Here is a 25348-nt window from a genome sequence, read left to right on the forward strand (position 1 = left end):
GGTGCCCGACATTCGGTGAATGCCGGGCACCGTGCGTCGGAATGTCAGCCCTCGGGTTGCGCGGCCAGTTCCTTGACCTCCGGCTCGGCGGCCCGGCGCCGGTGCTTGCCGTGGTCGACGGTGTACTCGTCGAGCCGGAACAGCATCACCACGGCCATGGCGGGGACCATCAGCACGTGCCCCACCACCATGACGCCGGTCGTGCCGGCCAGCCCGCCGAAGTAGAACGGGTACATGATGACGAACGGCAGGTACATGGCCAGGCACATCTCGAGGATGGGCCGCCAGCGGTGCCCGCGGAAGAGCATCCACGCCGCCATGCCGATGGACATGTTCGTCGCCATCACGAGGGTGCGCGCGACCAGGTTCTCGATCATGAAGTCCCAGCCGAGGGCCTCCCACAGCAGCCGCACGGGCATGGCGAGCACGCCCATGCCGATGAACATCGCCGCGGTCATCTCCAGCAGGTGCTGGATGAAATGGCGGGCCGGGCTGTGCCACCAGCTTTTCGTGCCCGTCATGACGGCACCTCCTCATCGTCGACACGAGCAGTGTCGCATTTTTCTTCCACCGTTGGGTAGTCCCCCACTGGAGCACTGAGCAACTCCGGAGTGGGGTTATACGGAAAATGGCACAATACGCGTCATGTTTCCGGGAGAGGTGTGGGGCGCCACGGCAGAGGAACGTGCCGCGAAGCTGCCCTGTGACGAGATTTTTCCGGACGGACTGGCAGCCGACCGCGCCGTGTCCGTCGACGCACCGCCGTCATTGGTGTGGGCTTGGCTGTGCCAGATCCGCCTTGCCCCGTACAGCTACGACTACCTCGACAACTTCGGCAAGAAGAGCCCACCGGTCCGCACCCCCGGGCTGACCGAGCTGGAGGTGGGCCAGCGCTTCATGCGCCTGTTCACCCTGGCCTCCTTCGAGCGCGACGTCCACGTGACCATCCGCAGCAACCGCGTCGCCACGACGTACGCCGTGCGCCCGGAGGGCACCGGCACGCGCCTGGTGGCCAGGGCCATCTTCAACGGCCCCAACTTCATCGGCAGGCCGCTCGGCCTGATCGACTTGATCATGATGCGCAAGCAGCTGCTGAACATCAAGGCCCACGCGGAGAAGGAACACGCGCAGGTCAAGGCCGCCTAGTCCCCCCACGCCCCAGAGGCCGGCAGTCGCGAAGCGACTGCCGGCCTTTCCGTGTGCCCGTGGCCGCCGCCCGCCACTCGGAAGACCTCTTCCTGCCGGCCCGGCGCGCGCGGACGCGCAGCGCCCGGCCCGCGAAGCGGGCCCACCCAAGCCGAGCGCAGCCCACCACACAAGAACTGCCTGCCTGCCATCCCGTCGACCTGGCGAAGCCCGATCACGCCGGGTCAAGGGGGCCCGAAGCCCAACGCAACCTCCTGCCCAAATCCCCGGGCCCCCTTGACGCGGTGTGATAGCCCTCCGGGAGGTCGATGGGATGGCAGGCAGACAACGGACACCAGTCCCTGCCAAACCAACCCCGTGCCCAACCCCCGCCATCCCGGAGACCAGCCCCTCCGGCGAGGAGGCCCGTCCGGCAGGACGCCCTCCGGCGAGGACGCCCGTCCGGCGAGGACAAACCCAGAACGGGGAAAACCCAGGACGGCGAAACCCATCACAAGGCAAACCACCAAGCCCAGACACGAGGAACCACCGAACGAGCCCCAGCCGGAAACGCAAAGGGCCCCTTCCTCACGCTGGGAGTGAGGAAGGGGCCCCGGCCGGCGCCTTTACGACGCCTTCCGCTGCGTGGAGCGCCCAGCCAAAGCACGCTTCACGAGGTCGTCCACATCCAAACTGTCGAGGTCCTCCGCGGGCTCCGGCTGGCGCACCGGCTCCTCCACCGTGGCGACGAGACTCAGCAGGGCATCCAGAATCCCAGCCTCCCGGAACCGCTCCACCGGCACGGAAGCCAACGTCCGGCGCAACGCCTCCTCGTCCACCGGCGCCGCACCAGCCGACGGATCCGGCAGCAGCGCGGACAGCACGTACCCGGCGAGCGCCTCCGGGTTCGGGTAGTCGAACACCAGCGTGGCCGACAACGACAACCCCGTCACGGCGTTGATCCGGTTCCGCAGCTCGACCGCGGTGAGCGAGTCGAAGCCCAGTTCCTTGAACGCCTGCCCAGGCGAGATCGACGCGGGCGACGAGTGTGCCAGCACCGTGGCGACCTGCGCACGCACCATCTCGAGCACCGCACCCAGCCGCTCCGCCGGCGGCAACCCGGTGAGCCGGTTCACCAACGCGGCCGCGTCCGCCTTCCCCGCGCGCCGCGCCGGCACCCGCACCAAGCCACGCAGCAACGGCAGATCGGTACCGGACCGGCGCAACGCGGCCGGATCCAGCTTGACCGGCACCGCGACCGCCGCGTCCAGCCCGGCAGCGGCGTCGAACAGGGCGAGACCCTCCGATGTGGACAGGGCACCGAACCCACCGCGGTTGAGCCGAGCCAGGTCCGTTTCGGACAGTTCGCCGGTCATGTCACTGGCCTGCGCCCACAACCCCCACGCCAGCGACTGCGCCGCCAAGCCCTGCGCCCGCCGGTGCGCGGCCAGCGCGTCCAGCGCCGCGTTCGCCGCCGCGTAGTTCGCCTGCCCGGGACCACCGAGCACGCCGGCCACCGACGAGAACAGCACGAACATCGGCACGTCCCCGACCAGCTCGTGCAGGTGCCACGCCGCGTCGACCTTGGGCCGCATCACCTTGTCGATCCGCTCCGGTGTCAGCGCGTCCACGGTGCCGTCGTCCAGCACACCCGCGGAGTGCACGACACCCCGCACCTGGTGCGCCGCCAGCAACCGAGCGAGCGCGGCCCGGTCGGTCACGTCGCACGCCGCCACCGTCACCGACGCGCCCAGCTCCGTCAGCTCCGACGTCAGCGCGGGCACCCCGGCGGCGTCCGGACCGCGCCTGCTCACCAGCAGCAGGTCCCGCACGCCACGCGAGGTCACCAGGTGACGCGCCACCAGCGCACCGAGGCCGCTGGTACCACCCGTGATCAGCACCGTCCCGTCGACCTCGACCGGGGCACCGGCCGACGTGGCCCGCGCCAGCCGGGGCACGAACACCCTGCCCTCACGGATGGCGAGCTGCGGTTCCCCCGTCGCGACGGCGGCCTGCAGCACCTCCTGGGACTCCGGGGTGTCGTCGGTGTCGACCAGCACGAACCGGTCCGGGTGCTCGGACTGGGCGGTACGCACCAGACCCCACACCGTGGCCGCCGCCGGGTCCGCGCTGTCCGCGCCGACCGCGACCGCGTCCGTCGTGACCAGCACCAGCGGCTCGGACCGCTGCTCTGTCAACCAGCCCTGGACCAGTGCCAGCGCCCGGTGCGCGGTGTCGCGTGCCGCGTCGGCGAGCGAGCCGTCGGCCGCGTCGATCTCCACCACGTTGTCCGGGAGCTGGACCGTCGCCTCCCGGCGGGCCGCACGGCGCTCCGCACGGGCAGCGCGCCGCGCCGAACGGTCCCGCCGATCGCGGCGGTCCCGGCGCTCGGCGCGCCGTTGCCGCCGGGCCCCCGTCTCGTCGGCGGGCACGTCGAGCGGCACCCAGTCCACGGTGAACAGGTGCTGACCGGCTGACGACGGCGTCGCCGCGGCCAGCTGTTCCGGCGTGATCGGCCGGACCGACAGCGCACCGACCGCCGCGACGGGCGCGCCCGCCTGGTCGGCCAGGTCGATGGCGTACGTGTCCTCGCCGGTGGTCCGGATCCGGACCCGCAGCGTGGCCGCGCCGCCCGCGGCGAGCGTGACGTCGTGCCACGAGAACGGCAGCGCCAGCTTCCGCTCGCCCGTGGCCGCGGCCAGCAGCGCGTGCAGCGCCGAGTCCAGCAGCGCCGGGTGCAGCCCGAACCGCGCCGACCGCTCGGCCTGCGCCTCGTCCAGCGCCACCTCGGCGAACACCTCGGTGCCGCGCCGCCACACCTTCTGCAACCCCTGGAACGCGGGCCCGTACTCGAGCCCGAGGTCGGCCAGCTCCTCGTAGACGGTGCCGAGCGACACCTCCGCCGCGCCCGCGGGCGGCCACTCGGTGAGCGCGGCCGGGCTCGCTCCCTCGTCCTCGGTGAGCGTGCCGGTCGCGTGCAGGGTCCACTGGCCACCGTCGGACGGTCGCGAGTGGACGGTCAGGGACCGCTGTCCCGCGTCGGTCTCGGCGCCCACGGACACCTGGACCACCACCGCGTCGTCCTCGGGCAGCACCAGCGGCGCCTGCAGCGTCAGCTCCTCGACGCCCGCACAGCCCGCCTTCGCCGCCGCGTGCAGCGCCATCTCGACGAGCGCGGCACCGGGCACGATCACCGTGCCGAGCACGGCGTGGTCGGCGAGCCACGGGTGCGTCCGCGTGGACAGCCTGCCGGTCAGCAGCAGGCCCGGCTCGCCCGCGACGTCGACGACCGCGCCGAGCAGCGGGTGCTCGGCGGCGCCGAGGCCGGCCGCGGTGACGTCACCGGCGCCGGTGCCCGGCATGAGCCAGTACCTGCGGTGCTGGAAGGCGTACGTCGGCAGCGGCACCCGCCGCGCGCCGGTGCCCGCGAAGAACGCGTCCCAGTCGACGGCGTCGGTGTGCACGGCGAGCACCGCCAGCGCGGTGCCGAGCGTCCTGACCTCGTCGCGGTCCTTGCGCAGGGTCGGCACGAACACGCCGTCCGGCACCGCGTTCTGGCCCATCGCGGTCAGCACGCCGTCCGGGCCCAGCTCGACGAACGTCCGCACGCCGTGCTCCTCGAGCGCGGTCAGCGTGTCCGCGAACCGCACCGTGCCGCGCACGTGCTCCACCCAGTACTCGGGGTTCGTCGGGTCCGCGCCGATGACCGGGATCGTCGGCTCGTGGTAGGTCACGCTGTGCGCGACCGCGCGGAACTCGTCCAGCATCGGGTCCATCAGCGGCGAGTGGAACGCGTGCGACACCGTGAGCCGCTTGGTCTTGCGGTCCGCGAACCGCGCCGCGATCGCCTCGACGGCCGCCGTGGCGCCGGAGATCACGATCGACTCCGGACCGTTGATGGCCGCGATCCCCACCTCGTCGGTGAGCAGCGGGGTGACCTCGTCCTCCCGCGCCTGCAGCGCGATCATCGCGCCACCGGCCGGGAGGGCCTGCATCAGTCGTCCTCGTGCCGATACGAGGGCAGCCGCGTCCGCCAGCGACCAGACACCCGCGACGTGCGCGGCGGCCAGCTCGCCGATCGAGTGCCCGGCAACCACATCCGGTGTGACGCCCCACGACGCCAGCAGCCGAGCCAGTGCCACCTCGACCGCGAAGAGCGCCGGCTGCGTGTGCCCAGTCTCATCCAGCCCATCACCGGACGTGATCACCTCTTTCAGCCCGGGGTCGAGGTGCGCGCACACCTCGTCGAACGCGGCCGCGAACACCGGGTACGCCTCGTACAGGCGCTGCCCCATCGCGATCCGCTGCGCGCCCTGACCCGTGAACAGGAACGCGAGGCGCCCGCCCGCGGTGCCTGCGGCGACCTCCTCGCCGTCGATCAGCACCGCCCGGTGGGCGAACCTGGCCCGGGTGGTGGCGAGCGTGTAGCCGACGTCGAGCGGGTCGGCGTCCACCCCGGACAGCCGCTCGACCTGGTCGCGCAGCGCGTCCTCGGTCTTCGCGGACACCAGCCACGGCACGACCGGCGGCTCGGTCCTCGGCTCCTCGGGCGCCGGGGGCGCCTCCTCGATGACGACGTGCGAGTTGGTGCCGCCGATGCCGAACGAGGAGATGCCTGCCCGGCGCGGGTGCCCGTTCGCCTGCCACGGCACGGGTTCGGTCAGCAGCCGCACGTTGCCCGCGGTCCAGTCGACCTCGGGGGTCGGCTCGTCCACGTTCGCGGTCGGCGGCAGCTCACCGTGCTGGAGCGCCAGCACCATCTTGATCACGCCCGCGGCGCCCGCGGCGGCCTGGGTGTGGCCCAGGTTCGACTTGACCGAGCCGAGCCACAGCGGCCGGTCGCGGTCGCGGCCGTAGGTCGCGATCAGTGCCTGCGCCTCGATCGGGTCGCCGAGCGGGGTGCCGGTGCCGTGCGCCTCGACCGCGTCCACGTCGGACGTGGTGAGCCCCGCGGCGGCCAGTGCCGACGCGATGACGCGTTGCTGCGACGGACCGTTCGGCGCGGTCAGCCCGTTGGACGCGCCGTCCTGGTTGACCGCGGAGCCGCGGATCACGGCGAGCACGGGGTGCCCGTTGCGCTGCGCGTCGGAGAGCCGCTCGACGGCGAGCACACCGGCGCCCTCACCCCACGCGGTGCCGTCGGCGCCCGCGGCGAACGCCTTGATCTCGCCGTCGGTCGCGAGGCCGCGCTGGCGGGAGAACTCGACGAAGGTCTCCGGCCCGGTCATCACGGTGACACCACCGGCGAGCGCCAGGTCGCACTCCCCGTTCCGCAGTGCCTGCACGGCCATGTGCAGCGCGACCAGCGACGACGAGCACGCGGTGTCGATGGTGACGGACGGGCCCTCCAGACCGAGCACGTACGACAGCCGTCCACACAGGACGCTGCCCGCGATGCCGGTGACGAGGAAGCCCTCGACCCCGGCCTCGTTGGCGTTGACGCCACGGCCGTAGTCCTGGGCCATCATGCCCGCGAACACACCGGTCCTGCTGCCGCGCAACGACAGCGGGTCGATCCCGGCACGCTCCAGGGCCTCCCACGCGGTCTCCAGCAGCAGCCGCTGCTGCGGGTCCATGGCGAGTGCCTCACGCGGGCTGATGCCGAAGAACTCCGCGTCGAACTCGCCCGCGTCGTGCAGGAACCCGCCGCGCCGCACGTACGAGGTGCCCGGGGTCTCGGGGTCCGGGTCGTACAGCTTCGCGAGGTCCCAGCCGCGGTCGGCCGGGAAGTCGGAGATCCCGGACCGGCCGCCGACGACGAGGTCCCACAGCTCGTCGGGCGAGGTGATGCCGCCGGGCAGGCGGCAGCCCATGCCGACGATCGCGATCGGCTCGTCGGACACCGCGGTCGGTGCGGTGACGACGGCCGAGGTGGCCTGCGCGCCACCCAGTTCGGCGAGCAGGTGGTCGACCAGCTTGTCCGGGTTCGGGTAGTCGAACACGAGCGTGGCCGGGAGCCGCAGGCCGGTGGCCGAGTTGAGCCGGTTGCGGAGTTCGACGGAGGTGAGCGAGTCGAAGCCCAGCTCCTTGAACGCCTGTTCCGGTGCGATCGACTCTGGCGAGCCGTGTGCGAGCACCGCGGCGACGTGCCCTCGGACGGCGTCGAGCAGGATGGCGCGCTGCTCGGCCTCCGCGAGCCCGGCGAGCCGCCGTCCCAGCTCACCGGTCGGGCCGCTCGCCCGGCGGGCCGGGGTGCGGACCAGGGCGCGCAGGATCGGCGGGACCGTGCCCGTCGACTTGGCGACCGCGGCCGGGTCCAGCTCGATCAACACCGACAGCGCGCGACCGGTGGCGGCCGCGTCGAACAACGCGAGACCGTCCTCGGTGGACAGCGCGCCGAAGCCGTCGCGGGACAGCCGCGCGCGGTCGGTGTCGCTCAGCTCGCCCGTCATGTCGCTGGCCGAGTCCCACAGGCCCCACGCCATCGACACGGCGGGCAGTCCGGCGGCGCGCCGGTCGTGCGCCAGCGCGTCGAGCGCGGCGTTGGCGGCCGCGTAGTTCGCCTGGCCCGGCGTGCCCAGCACGCCCGCCGCCGACGAGAACAGCGCGAACAGCGCCAGGTCCTCGGTCAGCTCGTGCAGGTGGCGGGCCGCGGTGACCTTGGGGGCCAGCACCGCGTCGAGCCGCTCCGGGGTGAGCGTGGTGACGATGCCGTCGTCGAGGACACCCGCCGCGTGCACCACGCCGACGAGGTCCGGGATGGACTTCACCAGCTTGGCGACGGACGCGCGCTTGGTCACGTCGCACGCGGCGACGCGGACCTCGGCGCCCAGCCCGGTCAGTTCGTCGGCCAGTTCCTTCGCGCCCGCGGCCTTCGTGCCCCGGCGGCTGACCAGCACGAGCCGCGGCACGCCGTGGTGGGTGACGAGGTGGCGGGCCAGCAGCGCGCCGAGACCGCCGGTGCCGCCCGTGATCAGGACGGTGCCGTCGAGGCTCAGCGGCGCGGGCGCGTCCTGCACGCGGACGAGCCGTGGCGCGTAGGCCTGCCCGTCGCGGACCGCGACCTGCGTCTCGCCGGACGCCGCGGCGGCCTCGGCGAGGCTGTCGTCGCCGTCGAGGAGCACGAACCGGTCCGGGTGCTCGGACTGGGCGGAGCGGACGAGGCCCCAGACGGCGGCCGCGTCGAGGTCACCGATGCGCTCGTCGGCCGTGACGCCGACCGCGCCGGTGGTGACCAGCACGAGCCGCGCGTTCTCCGGGTGCTCGTCGGCGAGCCACGACTGGATGGCGGCGAGCGCCTCGTGGGCAGTGGCGACCGGCTGGGCCGTGACCGTCACGTCGTCCACCGCGGACAGCGTGACCGGGGCCCAGTCGACGCCGAACATCGGCCGGTTCACCCGGATCTGGTCCGGGGTGACCGGGAGCAGCGACAGCCTGCCCACGGAGGCGACGGGGGCGCCGGTGTTGTCGGCGGCGTCGATGCTGATCGCGTCGTCGCCGAGGGACCTGACGCGGACGCGGAGCTGGGTCGCGCCGCGTGCGTGCAGTGCGACGCCGTTCCAGCCGAACGGCAGGCGGGCCTGCGTTTCGGTGCTGCCTGCGAACAACGCGTGCAGCACACTGTCGAGCAGGGCCGGGTGCACGCCGAACTTGGCGGCGTCGGCGTGCTGCTCGTCGGCGAGCGCGACCTCGGCGAACACCTCGTCGCCGCGCCGCCACACCGACTGCAGGCCCTGGAACACGGGACCGTACTCGAGGCCCAGCTCGGCGGCCTTGTCGTAGACGTCGGTGACGGACACCGGGTTCGCGCCGGCGGGCGGCCAGGCCGTCAGGTCCACCGTGGACGGTGTGCCGGTGCCGAGGGTGCCGGTGGCGTGCTGGGTCCAGTCGCCGCCGTCGGGGCGGGAGTGGATGGCGACGGCCCGGTTGGCGTCCACGGTCACCTGGACGACGACGCCGGTGCCCTCGGGCAGCACGAGCGGTGCCTGCAGGGTCAGTTCCTCGACGACGTCGCAGCCGACCCGCTCCGCGGCCTGGAGCGCGAGTTCGACGAGCGCGGTGCCGGGCACGAGCACGGTGCCCATGACCGCGTGGTCCGCCAGCCACGGGTGGGTCTGGGTGGAGAGCCTGCCGGTGAGGACGAGCCCGTCACCGTCGGCGAGCGGCACGGCGGCGCCGAGCAGCGGGTGCCCGGCGGGGTCGATGCCCGCCGCCTGCACGTTCCCGGCGGTGGGCCGCAGCCAGTAGGACTCGCGCTGGAACGGGTAGGTGGGCAGGTCGACGAACCGACCGGTGCCGAAGAAGGCGGCCCAGTCGACGTCGACGCCGTGGACCCAGGCGGTGCCGAGGGCGGCGACGACGGTCTGTGCCTCGTCGCGGTCCTTGCGCAGCGCGGGGATGAACGTGCCGTCCAGGCCCATGGCGGAGAGGACACCGTCCGGGCCGACCTCCACGAACGTCGTCACACCGCGCTCGGTCAGCGCCGCCACGTTCTCGGCGAACCGGACGGTGCCGCGGACGTGCCGCACCCAGTACTCGGGGTCGGTCGGTTCCGCGCCGACGATCGGGATCGACGGCTCGTGGTAGGTCACGCTCTGCGCAACGGCCCGGAACTCGTCCAGCATCGGGTCCATCAACGGCGAGTGGAACGCGTGCGAGACGGTGAGCCGCTTGGTCTTGCGGTCCGCGAACCGCGCCGCGATGGCCTCGGCGGCCTCCGCGTCACCGGAGATGACGACGGACCGCGGCCCGTTGATCGCGGCGATCCCCACCAGGTCGGTCAGGTGCGGGGTGATCTCCTCCTCGGTCGCCTGAATGGCGATCATCGCGCCACCGGTCGGCAGGGCCTGCATCAACCGGCCACGAGCGGACACGATCTTGCACGCGTCTTCCAGCGACCACACGCCGGCCACGTGTGCCGCGGCCAGCTCACCGATCGAGTGGCCCGCCAGGAAGTCCGGGCGAACACCCCATGACTCCAGCAACCGGAACAGGGCCACCTCGACCGCGAACAGCGCGGGCTGCGTGTTGCCGGTGTCGTCCAGGCCCTCGCCGGACGTGATGACGTCACGCAGGTTCGAGTCGAGGTGCGACAGGACCTCGTCGAACGCGTCGGCGAACACCGGGAACGCCGCGTACAGCCGCTGCCCCATCGCGACCCGCTGCGCGCCCTGGCCGGTGAACACGAACGCCAGGCGCCCGCCCGCGGTACCGGTGGCGACCTCCTCGCCGTCGACCAGCACCGCCCGGTGGTCGAACCGCGCCCGCGTGGTGGCGAGCGTGTAGCCGACGTCGACCGGGTCCGCGTCCACGCGCGACAGTCGCGTGATCTGGTCCCGCAGCGCCGCCTCGGTCCGGGCGGACACGACCCACGGCACCGCGGGCAGCTCGGCCCGCGCCACCGGTTCCTCGGCGGGCGGCTCCTCGATGACCACGTGCGCGTTGGTGCCGCTGATGCCGAACGACGAGATGCCCGCGCGGCGCGGCCGTCCGTTCGCCTCCCACGGCACCGGCTCGGCCAGCAGCTCGACCGCGCCCTCCGTCCAGTCGACCTGGTGGGTCGGCTCGTCGGCGTGCAGGGTCTTCGGCAGCGTGCCGTGCCGCAGCGCCATGACCATCTTGATGACGCTGGCGGCGCCCGCGGCGGCCTGCGTGTGCCCGATGTTGGACTTGATCGACCCCAGCCACAGTGGCCGCTCGCGGTCGCGGCCGTAGGTGGCGATCAGGGCCTGCGCCTCGATCGGGTCACCCAGCGCGGTGCCGGTGCCGTGCGCCTCCACGACGTCCACATCGGACGTGCCGAGCCCGGCCTGTGCCAGCGCCTGCGTGATGACCCGCTGCTGCGACGGCCCGTTCGGCGCGGTCAGCCCGTTGGACGCGCCGTCCTGGTTCACCGCGGAGCCGCGGACGATCGCGAGCACCGGGTGGCCGTTGCGGCGCGCGTCGGACAGCCGCTCCAGCACGAGGATGCCCGCGCCCTCACCCCACACCGTGCCGTCGGCGCCTGCGCCGAACGCCTTGCAGCGGCCGTCGGCGGCGAGGCCGCGCTGGCGGGAGAACTCGACGAACGTGTCCGGGCTCGCCATGACCGTGACGCCGCCTGCGAGCGCGAGCGAGCACTCCCCCGCCCGCAGTGCCTGCGCGGCCAGGTGCATGGCGACGAGCGACGACGAGCACGCCGTGTCGAGCGTGACCGCGGGGCCTTCGAGGCCGAGCGTGTAGGAGACGCGCCCGGACGCGACACTGGCCGCGATCCCGGTGCCCCAGAAGCCTTCCACACCGTCCGGGAGCCCGGTCAGGCTCGGCGCGTAGTCCCGGTACATGAGGCCGGTGAACACGCCGGTCCGGCTGCCGCGCAGCGTGTGCGGGTCGATCCCGGCGCGCTCCAGGGCTTCCCACGTGGTTTCGAGGAGCAGCCGCTGCTGCGGGTCCATGGCGAGGGCCTCGCGGCGGCTGATGCCGAAGAACTCGGCGTCGAACTCGTCCGGGTGCTCGACGAACCCGCCGTGGCGCGCGTAGGACTTGCCGAGCGCGTCCGGGTCGGGGTCGAACAGGTTCGCGAGGTCCCACCCGCGGTCGGCCGGGAACTCCGACACACCGGACCGGCCGCCCGCGACGAGGTCCCACAGCTCGTCCGGAGTGGACACGCCGCCGGGGAAGCGGCAGCCCATGCCGACGATGGCGATCGGCTCGTCGGTCACGACCGCGACGGCGGCGGTGGCCTCGACGAGCTGTCCGCCGGAGGGGGCCAGCTCGGCACGCAGGTGGTCGACGACGGCCAGGGGGCTCGGGTAGTCGAAGACGAGCGTGGCGGGCAGCCGCAGCCCGGTCGCGGCGTTGAGCCGGTTGCGCAGCTCGACCGCGGTCAGCGAGTCGAAGCCGAGTTCCTTGAACGCCTGCGCGCCGGTGATCGCGTCGGCCGAGCTGTGGCCGAGCACCGCGGCCACGTGCTCACGCACGACGTCCAGCAGCAGCGCCCGCTGCTCGGGCTCACCCAGCCGCGCGAGACGCTCGGCCAGGCCACCGCTGCCACCCGACGCGGCGGCGCGGCGGGCCGGGGCGCGGACGAGGCCGCGCAACAGGTGCGGGATCTCGGCACCGGACTTGCGCAGCCCGGCCAGGTCCAGCTTGACCGGCACGGTCAGCGCGCGCTCGGCGGCGATGGCCGCGTCGAACAGCGCCAGACCGTCCTCGGTGGACAGCGCGGCGAAGCCGGAGCGGGCCATCCGCGCGAGGTCGGCGGCGTCGAGCTGCTCGCGCATGCCGCTGTCCCACAGGCCCCACGCCATCGACACGGCGGGCAGCCCGGCGGCGCGGCGCTGCTGGGCGAGCGCGTCGAGGACGGCGTTCGCGGCGGCGTAGTTGGCCTGGCCCGCGCTGCCGAACACGCCTGCCGCGGAGGAGAACAGCGCGAACAAGGGGACGTCGCCCGCGAACTCGTGCAGGTTGGTCGCCGCGTCGACCTTGGCCCGCAGGACCGTGGCGACGCGTTCGGGGGTCAGCGTGCCGAGCACGCCGTCGTCCAGGACACCGGCCGCGTGCACCACGCCGGTCAGCGGGTGCTCGAGGCCGTCGAGTAAGGCCTGTAAGGCGTCGCGGTCGGCGACGTCGCACGCGGCGACCGTGACCGTGGCGCCCAGCTCGGTGAGCTCGGCGGCCAGCTCGGGCGCGGAGCCGCGACGGCTGGCCAGCACGAGGTGGCGGACGCCGTGCGCGGTCACGAGGTGCCGCGCCAGCAGGCTGCCGAGACCGCCGGTGCCGCCGGTGATCAGGACGGTGCCGGACGGGTCGACCGTGCCGGGCGTGCTCGCCAGGCGGGCCAGCCGCGGCACGAACACCTCGCCGCCGCGGACGACCGCCTGCGGTTCGCCCGCGCCGACGGCGAGCGCGACAGCGGCCTCGTCGTCAGGGTCGTCGCAGTCGACCAGGACGAACCGGTCCGGGTACTCGATCTGCGCGGCACGCACGAGGCCCCACACCGCGGCGGCGGCCACGTCCGTGACGTTCCCGTCCGGGTCGACCGCGCCACGCGTGACCAGCACCAGCCGGTCCTCGGCGGCCTGCACCGTGGCGAGGGCCCAGTTCGCCGCCGCCAGCGGGGTGGCCCCGGCCGGGGCCACCGCGATCGCGGGCACGTCCTCGGCGGCCCGCACCCCGGCGACCCGGACCCAGTCCAGCCCGTACAGCGAGTTCGTCGTGCCCGCGAGCTGCTCGGCGGACACGGGGCGCAGCAGCAGCGACCCGACGGTCGCGACCGGTGCCCCGGTCCCGTCGAGGACGGTGAGCGTGACGGTGTCCTGCCCCGCGGGTCCGATGTGGACGCGCACCGTGGTCGCGCCGGTCGCGGTCAGCGACACGTCGCTCCAGCTGAACGGCAGCGCGCCGGCGCCGTCGACGAAGCCGCCGAGCGCGATGGCGTGCAGTGCCGCGTCGAGCAGGGCCGGGTGGATGCCGAACTTGTCGGCGTCACCACGCGCCTGCTCGGGCAGCTCGACCTCGGCGTACACCTGGTCACCGGAGCGCCAGGCGGCCGTCAGCCCCTGGAAGACCGGCCCGTAGTGGTAGCCGGACTCGGCCAGGCCCGCGTAGAAGCCGTCCAGCTCGACGGGTTCCGCGCCTGCGGGCGGCCACGCGGCGGTGGGCTGGGCGACGGCGACCGGGGTCGAGGAGAGGGTGCCGGTGGCGTGCCGGGTCCACTCGCTGTCCTCGGCAGGATCACCGTCGGGCTGCGAGTGGATCGTCACGGTGCGGCGGCCGGTGTCGTCGGCGGGCGACACGATCACGTGCAGCCGCACGGCGCCCTGTTCGGGCAGCACCAGCGGGCTCTCGGTGGTCAGGTCGTCGAGGTGGTCGCAGCCCGCCTCGAGCCCGGCCCGCAGCGCCAGCTCGACGAACGCGGTCCCGGGCAGCAGCACGGTGCCGCGGACGGCGTGGTCGGTCAGCCACGGGTGCGAGTGCCGCGAGACGCGACCGGTGAGCGCGATCCCCTCACCGTTGGCGAGCGTGAGCACCGCGCCGAGCAGCGGGTGCCGCGCGGGGTTCAGCCCGGCGGAGCTGACGTCGCTCGCGCCGGCGGGGATGAGCCAGTAGTTCTTGTGCTGGAAGGCGTAGGTGGGCAGCTCGACCTGCTTGCCGCCCGCCAGCAGCACGGTCCAGTCGACGTCGACGCCCCGCACCCACGCGGCGCCTGCCGCGCCGACGACGGTCTTCGCCTCGTCGCGGTCCTTGCGCAGCGCGGGGATGAACATGCCGTCCAGGCCCATGGCCGACAGCACGCCGTCGGGTCCGACCTCGACGAAGGTCGTCACGCCCTGTTCGGTCAGCGCCGCCACGTTCTCGGCGAAGCGGACCGTGCCGCGGACGTGGTCCACCCAGTACTCGGGGCTGGTCGGGTCGGCGCCGACGATGGGGATGGTCGGCTCGTGGTAGGTGACGCTCTGCGCGACGACCCGGAACTCGTCGAGCATCGGGTCCATCAGCGGCGAGTGGAACGCGTGCGACACGCTCAGCCGCTTGGTCTTGCGGTCCGCGAACCGCGCCGCGATGGCTTCCGCGGCCTCCGCGTCACCGGAGATCACGACCGACCGCGGCCCGTTGATGGCGGCGATCCCGACCGTGTCGGTGAGGTGCGGGCGGATCTCCTCCTCGGTGGCCTGGATCGCGATCATCGCGCCACCGGCCGGGAGCGCCTGCATCAGGCGCCCGCGCGCGGCGACGACCTTGCAGGCGTCCTCGAGCGACCAGACACCGGCCACGTGTGCCGCGGCCAGCTCACCGATCGAGTGGCCCGCCAGGAAGTCGGGGCGGATGCCCCACGACTCCAGCAGCCGGTACAGCGCGACCTCGACCGCGAACAGCGCGGGCTGCGTGTTGCCCGTCTCGTCGAGCCCATCGCCCGAGGTGATCACGTCGCGGAGACCCGCGTCGAAGTGGGCCATCACCTCGTCGAACGCCGCCGCGAACACGGGGAACGCCGCGTACAGCCGCTGCCCCATCCCGGCCCGCTGCGCACCCTGACCGGTGAACACGAACGCCAGCCGCCCCGGCTCCACGGCCCCGGACGCGACCTCCTCGCCGTCCACCAGGACGGCCCGGTGGTCGAACCGCGCCCGCGTGGTCGCCAGCGAGAACCCGACGTCCAGCGCCGCGGCGTCCACCGCGGACACCCGCGCGACCTGGTCCCGCAGCGCCGCCTCGGTCTTCGCCGACAGCACCCACGGGACGACCGCGGGCGCCTCGACCGGCTCCGCCTCCTGGACGGCCGGCGCCTCCTCGATGACCACGTGCGCGTTCGTGCCGCTGATGCCGAAGGACGAGATCCCGGCCCGGCGCGGCGTCGCACCGGCGGGCCACGGCTGGGCCTCGGTCAGCAACCGGACCGCGCCCGAGTCCCAGTCGACCCGCGAGCTGGGCGCGTCCACGTTCAGCGTCGGCGGCAGCTCGCCGTGCCGCAGCGCCAGCACGAGCTTCATCACCCCGGCCACACCGGCCGCGGCCTGCGTGTGCCCCAGGTTCGACTTGACCGACCCGAGCCACAGCGGCCGGTCCGACGGGCGGCCCTGGCCGTAGGTCGCCAGCAGGGCCTGCGCCTCGATGGGGTCACCGAGCCGGGTGCCCGTGCCGTGCGCCTCCACCGCGTCCACTTCGGACGCGCCGAGGTCGGCGGCCGCGAGCGCCTGCGTGATCACGCGGCGCTGCGACGGCCCGTTCGGCGCGGTCAGGCCGTTCGACGCGCCGTCCTGGTTGACCGCCGACCCGCGCACCACGGCCAGCACCGGGTGCCCGAGCCGGAGCGCGTCCGACAGCCGTTCCACCGCGAGCACGGCGGCGCCCTCGCCCCAGCCGGTGCCGTCGGCCGCGTCCGCGAACGACTTGCACGTGCCGTCCGCGGACAGCCCGCCCTGGCGGGAGAACTCGACGAACGTGTCCGGCTTGGCCATCACGGTCGCGCCACCGGCGAGCGCCAGGTCGCACTCGCCCGCCCGCAGCGCCTGCACCGCGAGGTGCAGCGCCACGAGCGACGACGAGCACGCCGTGTCGAGCGTGACGGCGGGCCCTTCGAGGCCGAGCAGGTAGGCGATCCGCCCGGACGCGACGCTCGCCGCCGTGCCCGTGCCCCAGAAGCCCTCGGCGCCCTCGGGCAGCTCGGCCAGCGACGGGATGTAGTCGTGGCACATCACACCCACGAACACGCCGGTCTTGCTGCCCTGCAACGACACCGGGTCGATGCCGCCGCGTTCGAGCGCCTCCCAGGACGTCTCCAGCAGCAGCCGCTGCTGGGGGTCCATGGTCGCCGCCTCGCGCGGGCTGATCCCGAAGAACTCGGCGTCGAACTTCCCGGCGTCGTGCAGGAACCCGCCGTGGCGGGTGTAGGTCTTGCCCTGTGCTTGCCTGCTGACCTCCGGGTCCGGGTCGTACAGCCCGTCGACGTCCCAGCCGCGGTCGGCCGGGAACTCGGTGATCCCCGACCTGCCGTTCGCGACCAGCTCCCACAGTTCGTCCGGAGTGGACACACCACCGGGGAAGCGGCAGCCCATGCCGACGATCGCGATGGGCTCGCGGGCCTTGTCCTCGAACTCGGTCAGGCGGCGGCGGGCCTCACGCAGCTCGGCCGTCGCCCTTTTGAGGTAGGCCAGGTACTTCTCTTCGTCCGCCACTGCGGTCTCCTCGATCGGGGGTGCTCAGCCGGAGATCAGCCGGGGGTCAAGCGGTCAGTCAGTCGGTCGGTCGAACAGGGTCAGATGGCTTCGGGACGGGGTTGCGGCCGGGTCACGGTCTCGACGGGCTGCACGGCGAGCAGCTCGGCGGTGACGTCCCGCAGCGCGAGCCGGGCCGGCTTGCCCGCACGCACCCGGGGCAGCTCCGCCACCCGGTACAGCTTCACCGGCACCTTCGCGGGCGACAGCGCGCGGCAGGCCGCGAACACCGCGGCCGTGTCGACGCCATCGGGCCCGGTCTGCAGGTACGCGACCGGCACCTCGCCGAGCGCCTCGTCCAGCTCGCCGACGACCACCGCGGCGGTCACGCCGTCGACCCCGAGCAGCACCTGCTCGATCTCGCGCGGGTTCACCGGCGTGGAGCCACGGGTGATCAGCTCGGCCATGCGGCCGGTGATGGTCAGGTAGCCGTGCACGTCGCGGGTGGCGAGGTCACCGGTGTGGAACCAGCCGTCGCTGATCGCGGCGGCCTGGTTGTGGTAGCCGCCCGCGGTCACGTTCGGGCCGCTGACCCACAGCTCGCCCTCCTGCCCGACACCGGCGTCCTTGCCGGTGCGCGGGTCGATGATGCGCACGCTGACACCGGGGATCGGCATGCCGCACGCGGCGTCCACGCGGCCGGCGTCCGGCCAGCTGACCGCCACCGGGCCGGTGGTCTCGGTGGTCATGTAGCTGTCCAGCAGCCGCACCCCGAACCGCTCCTCGAACCGCTCGCGCAGCGTGGTCACCGACGAGCCGCCCGCCACCAGCGCGATGCGCAGGTCCGGCAGGTCGACGTCGACGTAGTCGGCGGCCCACAGCATGTCCTGGTACGTGCTGGGGATGCCCGCCACGAACGTGATCCGCTGCCTGGCCAGGTCCGAGAGGAACGAGGTCCGGTTGGCCATCAGGTCGGCCACGTCCTCGGCCGCGGTCGGCGTGAGCCAGCCGATGGCGCCGGTCGCGAGCACACCGATCACGGCGACCTGCTGGGTGATGCCGTGCGCGAGCGGCAGCGGGCAGGCGACCCGGTCCTCGGGGCCCAGTCCCAGGATCGGCGCGTAACAGGCGGCGATCGCCCACATCACGTTGCGCTGGCTGAACAACACGGCACGCGGGGCGCCGGTGACACCCGCCGTGTAGGTCAGGAACGACAGGTCGTCCAGCCCGAGGTCGCCCTCCGTCCACGAACCCGGCTCGATCTCGGCCAGCTCGGAGAACAGCGGGAACAACGGCAGTTCGTCGTCCAGCTCCTCGCCCTCGTGGTCGACCAGCACGACCGTCAGGTTCGGGAAGTCGCGCCGCACCCGGTTCACCTGGTGCGCCCGCGCGGTGTCGGTGAAGATGGTGGTCGCGCGGCTGTCGGCGAGCAGCGCCGCCAGCTCGCCGTCCTCCAGCCCGATGTGGATCGGTGCGCTGATCGCACCGGCGCGCAGCACCGCGAGGTGGCTCTCCACCGCCTCGACCATGTTGTCCAGGTACAGCAGCACGCGGTCGGCCTCCTGCAGGCCCATGTCGGCGAGGTGCCCCGCCACCCGCGCCGACCGCAGCTCCAGCTCCGCCCAGGTCACCTTCCGCCACGGGTCGGCGAACGCCACCTTGTCCGGGGACGTCGCGGCGTGCTCACGCAGCAACTCGGTGAGCGGGCGGATCAGGTCGGTTCTCAACATGGCACTCCCCTACGAGATGGTGACCGGCAGCGTCAGCGGCAGCCGGATGAGCGTCGACTCGCGCCACTTGATCTCTTCCACCGGCACGGCGAGCTTCATGTCGGGGAACCGCTTGAACAGCTCCTGCAACGCGATCCCGTTCTCGATGCGGGCCAGCTCGGCGCCCGGGCAGGCGTGCGGGCCGCGGCCGAACACGAGGTGCTTGTTCTCGGTCCGGTCGAAGTCGAGCTCGTTGGCGTGCGGGAACTTCTTGGGGTCGCGGTCGGCGGCGCCGATCGAGAGGTACACGGTGTCGCCCTTGGCGATCTTCACCCCGGCGATCTCCAGGTCCTCGCGCGCGAAGCGGCGGAACCCGCGCTGCGTCGGGCTGTACATCCGGAACATCTCTTCCATGAGCTTGTGCAGCTCGTCCTCGTCGGCGTTCGCCAGGCGGGCCGCGTAGTCCGGGCGCTCCATCAGCGCGAGGGTGCTGCAGGACAGCATGCCCATGGTGCTGTCGTACCCGGCCGCGAACATGATCAGCGCCATGTGCGACAGGTCCTCCGGCGGCAGCAGGTTGCCGTCGTCGTCGGTGACCTGTGCCCACGTCGTCAGCAGGTCGTCCTTCGGGTTGGTGCGGCGCTCGACCAGCGCGCGTGCCATGGCGGCGCCGATGCCCTGCGGGTTGACGAGCTTGCCGGAGAAGACCAGCTCACCCCACTCGCGGACGTGCACCCGCTCCTCCTCGGGCATGCCGACGAGGTCGCAGATCACGGTGATGGGCAGCGGCGCGCAGAACGTGTCCATCAGGTCGACGACGCCGCCGCCGGAGCCCTTGGCCTCGATGTCGTCGAGCAGCCCGGCCACCAGCTCGTGGATCTTCGGCTTCAGCAGGCGCATCCGGCGCGGCACGAAGCCGAAGTTGACCAGGCGGCGGGACTTCGTGTGCTCCGGCGGGTCCTCCATGACCAGCCGCGACTCCGGCAGCCCCTCCGGCGGGAGGTTGTTGGTGTAGTCGTCGTTGGCGTACTTGCGGTGCCGGGCGAGGCGCTGGTCGCGCAGCGCGTCGTACACCTCGGTGTAGCCGGTGACCAGCCACACCGGGATGCCGTCCGGCGTGCAGACCCGGTGCACCGGGCCCTGCTCGTGGAACCGCGCGTACTTCTCGAACGGTGCGTGCCAGTACTCCTCGTCGAACGGCATGTCGTGGCCGTGCATGGGGCACTTGTCCGCCATTGTTCTTTCCTCCGAGTTGGTTCAGTCCGCCACGGGCACGGACTCCCGCGCCCCGGCGGGAGCGCTGTCCTTGGCGGACCCTGCCTTGTTGCCGGTCAGTCCGATGACGGCGACGACGATGGCGATCACGGTCAGGACCAGGCAGAACGTGAACACGTTCAGGTAGGACGACACGGTCCGGACCCCGCGCGCGTCCGTGCCTGCCTGCAGGATGGTGGCGACGGCGGCGGCGCCGAGCGCGCCACCGATCTGCCGGGCGGTGTTGTTCAGGGCGCTGACGCTCGCGAACTTCGTCGGCGGCGCGGACTCGGCCGCCGCGGACATCGTGGACATCATCGTCGCGCCGATGCCGAACCCGACGAACACGCTGGCGGGCAACCAGATCGTGAGGAACGCGGGCTCGTCGGTCAGGAAGAACAGCAGTGACGCGGGCACCACGGCGTGCGCGGCCATGCCGAGCACGGCGGCGAACCTCGGCCCGCCGAAGCGGCCCATGACCTTGCCCATCACGACCGCGCCGATCGCGGCGACGACCGCGCCGACCGTCTGCGCGAGCCCGGCCTCCAGTTCGGTGTAGCGCCAGATGTCGGTCAGGAACAGCACGGCGCCGAGCAGCCACGCGTACATCACCGTGCCGTACAGCAGGGCGACGACGTTGGCGGCGGTGAAGTACCGGTTGCCGCGGAACAGCGAGAACTCGAACGCCGGCGAGGAGTGCCGCACCGACCGCACCATCGCGAGCACCAGGCACAGCACCCCGCCGACCAGGCAGGCGAGCGTCCTGGCCGACGTCCACTCCCAGGTGGTGCCGTTGGTGACGCCGAGGGTGAGCCCGCCGACGCCTGCCGCGAGCAGCACGGTGCCGAGCACGTCGGGCAGCCCGCCGGTGGCCGGCGCGGGCCGCAGCACCCGGAACGCCGCCACGATCAGGGCGATCCCGACCGGGACGTTGATCAGGAACACGGCGTGCCAGCTGAACGCCTCGACGAGCAGCCCGCCGAGCCCGGGGCCCACGGCGGCGGCGACGCCACCGGCCGCGCTCAGCAACGAGATCGACATGACCTTGCGCTCGGGGGCCGTGTCCATCAGCAGCACCGACAGCGACGCGGGCACCATGACCGCGGCGCCCGCGCCCTGCAGCGCTCTGGCCGCGACCAGCAGCGGCAGCGTCGGCGACAGCGCGCACAGCAGCGACGCGACGGTGAACAACGCGATCCCGCCGAGGAAGATCCGCTTGCGCCCCAGGGTGTCCGCGATCCGGCCGCACGGCGCGAGCAGCGCGGCGAAGAGCACCGCGTAGGCGCTCATCACCCACGACAGGTCGGGCAGCGGGGAGTCGGGCCACTCGCGCGCGAGCGCGGGCATGGCGAGCATCGTGACCGTGGAGTCCAGCATCGCGAGGAAGTTCGCGCCGGATGCGGTCAGCACCACTGCCCAGTAGGAGGGCAGAACACGTTGTGTGGACATGGTTTCCCACCCGTCTGGCGAGGTCGTGGGGCCAGTATGCCGAGCGGGGGTATGCGGTCAGTCGCCTCGCGCACACCCCACGACCACCGCCAGGTAATCGGCCGGTGGAGACGGTCAGGACAGGACCACGGGCAGCGTCTTCGGCACCCGGATGAACGTCGACCTGCGCCACTCCAGCTCCTCCTCCGGCACGGCGAGCCGGATGCCGGGGAACCGCGAGAAGAGCGCGTGCAGCCCGATCCGGATCTCCAGCCGGGCCAGCTCGGCGCCGGGGCACACGTGCGGCCCGCGCCCGAACGCGATGTGCTGGTGGGGCGGGCGGGTGAAGTCCATGACGTCGGGGTCGGGGAAGTGCTTGGGGTCGCGGTCCGCCGCGGCCACGTAGAGCATGACGGTGTCGCCCAGCCCGATCTTGTGGCCCGCGATCTCGACCTCCTCGCGGGCGAAGCGGCGGAACCCGCGGTGCACGGACCCGTTGCGCCGCAACAGCTCCTCGACCGCCGCGGGCACCAGCCCGGGCTTGGCCACGAACTCGGCGGCGTGCTCGGGGTGGTTCATCAGGTCGATGGCCGAGGCGGCGAGGGCGCCCAGCGTGCTGTCGAACCCGCCGGTGTAGATGCTGAGGATCAGCAGCATCACCATCTCCGCCGGGATGACCTCGCCGTTCATGTCGGTGGCCTGCGCCCAGACGGAGATCAGGTCGTCCCGCGGTTCGGCGGTGCGTTCGGCGATGAGCCCGCGCAGCAGGTTCGCGAAGCCGACCTTGGCCTCGTAGTTACCCTCGTCGACGCGGCCGAAGATGTCGTCGGTCCAGCGGCGGACGTCGTCCCACGACTCCTTGGGCACCCCGAGCATCTCACTGACCATGACGATCGGCAGCGGTGCGCAGAACATCCCGGCCAGGTCGACGACCTGGCCGCCCGCACCCGCCGCCTCGAGGTCGTCGAGCAGGTCCGACACCAGCCCGTCGATCTTGTCCCGCAGCTGCGCGACCCGCTTGGGCATGAACGCGTAGTTGACGAGCCGCCGCGTGTGCCCGTGCTCGGGCGGGTCCTCCATCACCAGCGGCGCGACCGGCACGCCCTCCGGCGGGACGTCGTTGGTGTAGTCCTCGTTCGCGAAGCTGCGGTGGCGGGCCAGGCGCTGGTCGCGCAACCACTCGCGGACCTCGTCGTACGAGGTGACCGCCCAGACCGGGATCCCGTCCGGCAGGCAGAACCGGTGCACGGGGCCGGCTTCGTTGAGCCGGGCGTACGTGGCGTAGGGGTTCGCGAAGTACGCGTCGTCCAATGGCTGCTCGTGACCGTGCAGCGGGCACTTCCCGGCCATGTGTTCTCCCAGGGGTAACGGCGGTCGTCAAGGAGAATCATGTCCGTTTTCGGGTACTTGACCGGTAACGGCGCGGGAACCTCCACTGTGGATCCGCTTGGTACGGGCCGTCCTCCCGCTGGGCGCGACGAAGGGGTCCTTCCTCACGCTCAGGGCAAGGAAGGACCCCAGCACGCCATCGGCGTCACACCGGGACGGCGGCCCGCTCCGGTGCGCCGGCCTTGTCCTCGGCGCGCTTGCCGAGCACGTTGCGCAGGATCAGGTACACCGGCACCGCGATCGGCGACAGCATGATGGCGACCACCAGCAGCGGCCCCATCACCAGCGGGTGGATGCCGCGCTCGCGGCTGTCCAGGTACATCCAGCGCCCGACGAACAGGTCCCACGCGATGATCTGCGCCCACGCGAACGTGATCGCGGCGGGCTCGGCGAGCAGGTCCTGCCAGCCGGCGAGCGTCGGCTTCGCGACCGCGGGCAGCAGCTCGCCGAACATCGGGATCGCGAAGATGAACCAGAACACCAGCGGTGGCGTCGCCGACCACGGCGAGGCCACGGCACGCCGCGTCCACTCCCACTTGGGCGCGAGGATCATCAGCAACCAGAACGGCGCCGCGGCAACGAAGACCAGGGTAAAGGCTGTCGACATCAGACCAGTGCCTCCTCGTGTACGGAAGCTTGCGCGGGCATCGCCTTCCGTGCGCGCAGGGCCCACGCCGCTGCGAACATGGTCCCCGCCACCAGCACACCGAGCGCACCAATGGTCAGTAAGTCCGGGCTCGTGAACGGCTGTTTCCGCAGTGCCTGCCACGCGGTGACGAGGAACACCCCGCTGTACAGGCCCGCGAACGTCCACACGAGACGGACGCGGACGAGCTCGTCGCGCAGCCGGGGCGCGACCGCCGCCAGCAGCCCGAGCCCGACCGCGAACAGCGGCACGAACTGCATGCCGTGGATGCCGACGAAGTGCGGCACCCGCAGGTCACCGCCGGTGGTGCTCCAGCCCGTGACCGCCATGCCCGGTCCGCCGTCCGGCACGCCGACGCTGTGCGCGCCGATGATCTCCATCGGCGGGTTGGCGCGCTGCTCGTCGGTGCCCCAGGTCATGAGGAAGGCGACCGTCATGCCTGCGATCGTGATCAGCGCGCCGAGCCGCAGCGCGAGCATCGAGGGGCGGTCGACGTGGCGTTCGAGCATCAGCAGGACCGTGCCGGCGAGGTTCGCGAACCACAGCACGAGGATGCTCGTGCCCATGATCGTCCACATGGCCGTGTCGAACGGGGTGGAGACGTTGAAGTGGCTGCGGTGGCCGCGGATGGTCTGGAGGAGGACGACCCCGACCTCGAGCGTGCACGCGACGGCGGCGATCGTGCCGAGGTGCCACCCGAGGCGCCGGTGCCGTTGCTGCAGGGAGTGCATCCACGCCCACGTCACCGCGTAGAGCCCGAACGAGAACGCGAACTTGCACGGCTTGGCCCAGATCGGTGCGCCGACCAGCATCCGGTCGTCGGCCACCAGCCCGACCGCCGCGATCACCGTCACCCCCGCGGCGAAGGCGGCGAACGCCATCAACGGGCGGTGCCAGCCGAACGCACTGCGAACCTGCATCGGACTTCCTCCAGCGCGGATAGCGACACTATCTGCTATCCATAGTGATAGGCTGCGTGCCGTTGGTCAAGGGAGGGGGCCGCCCGTGCGCATCAAGGAGTTGAGCACCCGCAGCGGCGTCTCCGTGCCGACGATCAAGTACTACCTGCGCGAGGGCCTGCTACCGCCCGGTGAGCTGATCAGCAAGAACCAGGCCAACTACGGCGACGCCCACCTGCGCAGGCTGCGCCTCATCAGAGCCCTCATCGACATCGGCGGGCTGACGATCGCCGCCGTCCGCGACGTGCTCGCCGCCGCCGACGCCCCGGACGAGACGGTGCGCAAGATGCTCTACACCGCACAGGAGAGCATCAGCGGCCAACCGGACCTCCCCCACGACGAGGCCTGGGCCGAGGCGGAACGCAACGTCGCGGAACTCGTCGAGCGCCGTGGGTGGCAGGTGCGGGCCGGCAGCCGGGCCTGGCAGACCGTGGTCGCGGTGCTGGTCAGCGCGCGGCAGCTCGAGCACGGCGTGTGGACCCGCAAGCTGGACGTGTACGCGGAGGCGTGCGAACGGATCGCGGCGGCGGATCTCGAATACGTCGGCGGCATCGCGGACGTCGACGCCATGCTGGAAGGCGTCGTCGTCGGGACGGTGCTCGGTGACACCCTCGTCACGGCGTTGCGCAGGCTCGCCCACCAGAGCGAGTCGTTGAAGCACGTGGACGACTCCCGCTGAGGGCGGGGTTGTCTCGTCGCGCGGGTGAAGCTCGCGTGCCGAGGGAAGCCCACCCCGCGACCGACCCGGACCCACCGGCCGGAACCCTCCCGACCGGCGAAGCCCACCCACCGGCCGAGGCCCGACCCGTGGACGAAGCTCACCTTCCGAACGAGACTCCACCTTCGGGGCGATGCCCGCCCGGCCCGCACCCATCCGCGAGCCGGAACCCGCTGGACAGCCGAGACTCGCCTTTGCGGCGAAGCCCGCTCCGCGAGCGAAACCCACCCACCGGTCCGAGCCCACCCCGCGAGCGAAGCTCGCCTTCCGGGCAAGACCCGCGCCGCCGGTGACACCCACCCACGGACCGGAACCCACCCCGCGGACAAAGCTCCGAGCGAGACCCGCTCCACGAGCGGAACCCGCCCGCAGGCCAGGCCCCACCCCACCGGCGACACTCACCTTCGGGGCGAAGCCCGCTCCACGGGCGACGCGGGCCCGCCCGCCAACGCCTTCCCGACCGGCGAACCCCGCCCACCGAGCGGAGCCCGCACCGCGGGCTGAACCCACCCGCTCGCCACGCCTCACCCGACAGGCGACCCGAA

Annotated in this window: 9 protein-coding genes and 1 pseudogene; 2 read left to right on the forward strand and 8 right to left on the reverse strand. The window is 72.7% G+C overall.

Translation table 11 applies throughout. The annotated features are described in order from the left end of the window. Window positions 1–44 precede the first annotated feature (44 nt). Window positions 45–521 (reverse strand): hypothetical protein, encoded by a 477-nt coding sequence (locus tag ACYQ77_RS18160; RefSeq protein ID WP_459712766.1) that lies wholly within the window; start codon window positions 519–521, stop codon window positions 45–47. A 124-nt stretch (window positions 522–645) separates the two neighbouring features. Here ACYQ77_RS18160 and ACYQ77_RS18165 point away from each other — a divergent pair, with 124 nt between their 5' ends. Next, complete coding sequence (locus tag ACYQ77_RS18165; RefSeq protein ID WP_459712767.1) at window positions 646–1146, forward strand: SRPBCC family protein; 501 nt, start codon at window positions 646–648, stop codon at window positions 1144–1146. A gap of 605 nt (window positions 1147–1751) precedes the next feature. On the opposite strand, the pseudogene ACYQ77_RS18170 reads toward ACYQ77_RS18165, so the two are convergent. The 7 genes and pseudogenes from ACYQ77_RS18170 to ACYQ77_RS18200 form a co-directional block, all read right to left on the reverse strand. After that, window positions 1752–16688: pseudogene (locus tag ACYQ77_RS18170) on the reverse strand (SDR family NAD(P)-dependent oxidoreductase); the annotation flags it as partial. A 113-nt stretch (window positions 16689–16801) separates the two neighbouring features. Beyond that, window positions 16802–18430: a class I adenylate-forming enzyme family protein gene (locus ACYQ77_RS18175; protein ID WP_459712769.1), complete on the reverse strand. Its 1629-nt coding sequence runs from the start codon at window positions 18428–18430 to the stop codon at window positions 16802–16804. 9 nt (window positions 18431–18439) lie between these two features. After that, window positions 18440–19645 carry a cytochrome P450 gene (locus ACYQ77_RS18180; RefSeq protein ID WP_459712770.1) on the reverse strand — a complete coding sequence of 402 codons (1206 nt, stop codon included), beginning with the start codon at window positions 19643–19645 and terminating at the stop codon, window positions 18440–18442. 21 nt (window positions 19646–19666) lie between these two features. Next, complete coding sequence (locus ACYQ77_RS18185) at window positions 19667–21112, reverse strand: DHA2 family efflux MFS transporter permease subunit (RefSeq protein WP_459712772.1); 1446 nt, start codon at window positions 21110–21112, stop codon at window positions 19667–19669. Window positions 21113–21226: 114 nt separating this feature from the next. Continuing rightward, window positions 21227–22441 (reverse strand): cytochrome P450 family protein, encoded by a 1215-nt coding sequence (locus tag ACYQ77_RS18190; RefSeq protein ID WP_459712773.1) that lies wholly within the window; start codon window positions 22439–22441, stop codon window positions 21227–21229. Between the two features lie 184 nt (window positions 22442–22625). Beyond that, window positions 22626–23087 carry an ABA4-like family protein gene (locus ACYQ77_RS18195; protein WP_459712775.1) on the reverse strand — a complete coding sequence of 154 codons (462 nt, stop codon included), beginning with the start codon at window positions 23085–23087 and terminating at the stop codon, window positions 22626–22628. Beyond that, window positions 23087–24046, reverse strand: coding sequence for a hypothetical protein (locus ACYQ77_RS18200; protein WP_459712777.1), 960 nt, complete (start codon window positions 24044–24046; stop codon window positions 23087–23089). Before ACYQ77_RS18200 ends, ACYQ77_RS18195 begins: the two co-directional genes overlap by 1 nt. 85 nt (window positions 24047–24131) lie before the next feature. Here ACYQ77_RS18200 and ACYQ77_RS18205 point away from each other — a divergent pair, with 85 nt between their 5' ends. Then, the gene (locus tag ACYQ77_RS18205; protein WP_459712779.1) at window positions 24132–24764 is read left to right on the forward strand and encodes a MerR family transcriptional regulator; all 633 of its coding nucleotides are present in this window, start codon (window positions 24132–24134) and stop codon (window positions 24762–24764) included. Window positions 24765–25348: the final 584 nt, after the last annotated feature.

Source organism: Actinophytocola sp. KF-1 (assembly GCF_054661535.1).

What these genes read in the sequence shown, in the direction of transcription:
- ACYQ77_RS18165 (WP_459712767.1), top strand. Translation starts at nt 646, where the DNA reads ATGTTTCCGGGAGAGGTGTGGGGCGCCACGGCAGAGGAACGTGCCGCG.
- ACYQ77_RS18160 (WP_459712766.1), bottom strand. Translation starts at nt 521, where the DNA reads ATGACGGGCACGAAAAGCTGGTGGCACAGCCCGGCCCGCCATTTCATC.
- ACYQ77_RS18200 (WP_459712777.1), bottom strand. Translation starts at nt 24,046, where the DNA reads ATGCAGGTTCGCAGTGCGTTCGGCTGGCACCGCCCGTTGATGGCGTTC.
- ACYQ77_RS18190 (WP_459712773.1), bottom strand. Translation starts at nt 22,441, where the DNA reads ATGGCCGGGAAGTGCCCGCTGCACGGTCACGAGCAGCCATTGGACGAC.
- ACYQ77_RS18195 (WP_459712775.1), bottom strand. Translation starts at nt 23,087, where the DNA reads ATGTCGACAGCCTTTACCCTGGTCTTCGTTGCCGCGGCGCCGTTCTGG.
- ACYQ77_RS18185 (WP_459712772.1), bottom strand. Translation starts at nt 21,112, where the DNA reads ATGTCCACACAACGTGTTCTGCCCTCCTACTGGGCAGTGGTGCTGACC.
- ACYQ77_RS18175 (WP_459712769.1), bottom strand. Translation starts at nt 18,430, where the DNA reads ATGTTGAGAACCGACCTGATCCGCCCGCTCACCGAGTTGCTGCGTGAG.
- ACYQ77_RS18180 (WP_459712770.1), bottom strand. Translation starts at nt 19,645, where the DNA reads ATGGCGGACAAGTGCCCCATGCACGGCCACGACATGCCGTTCGACGAG.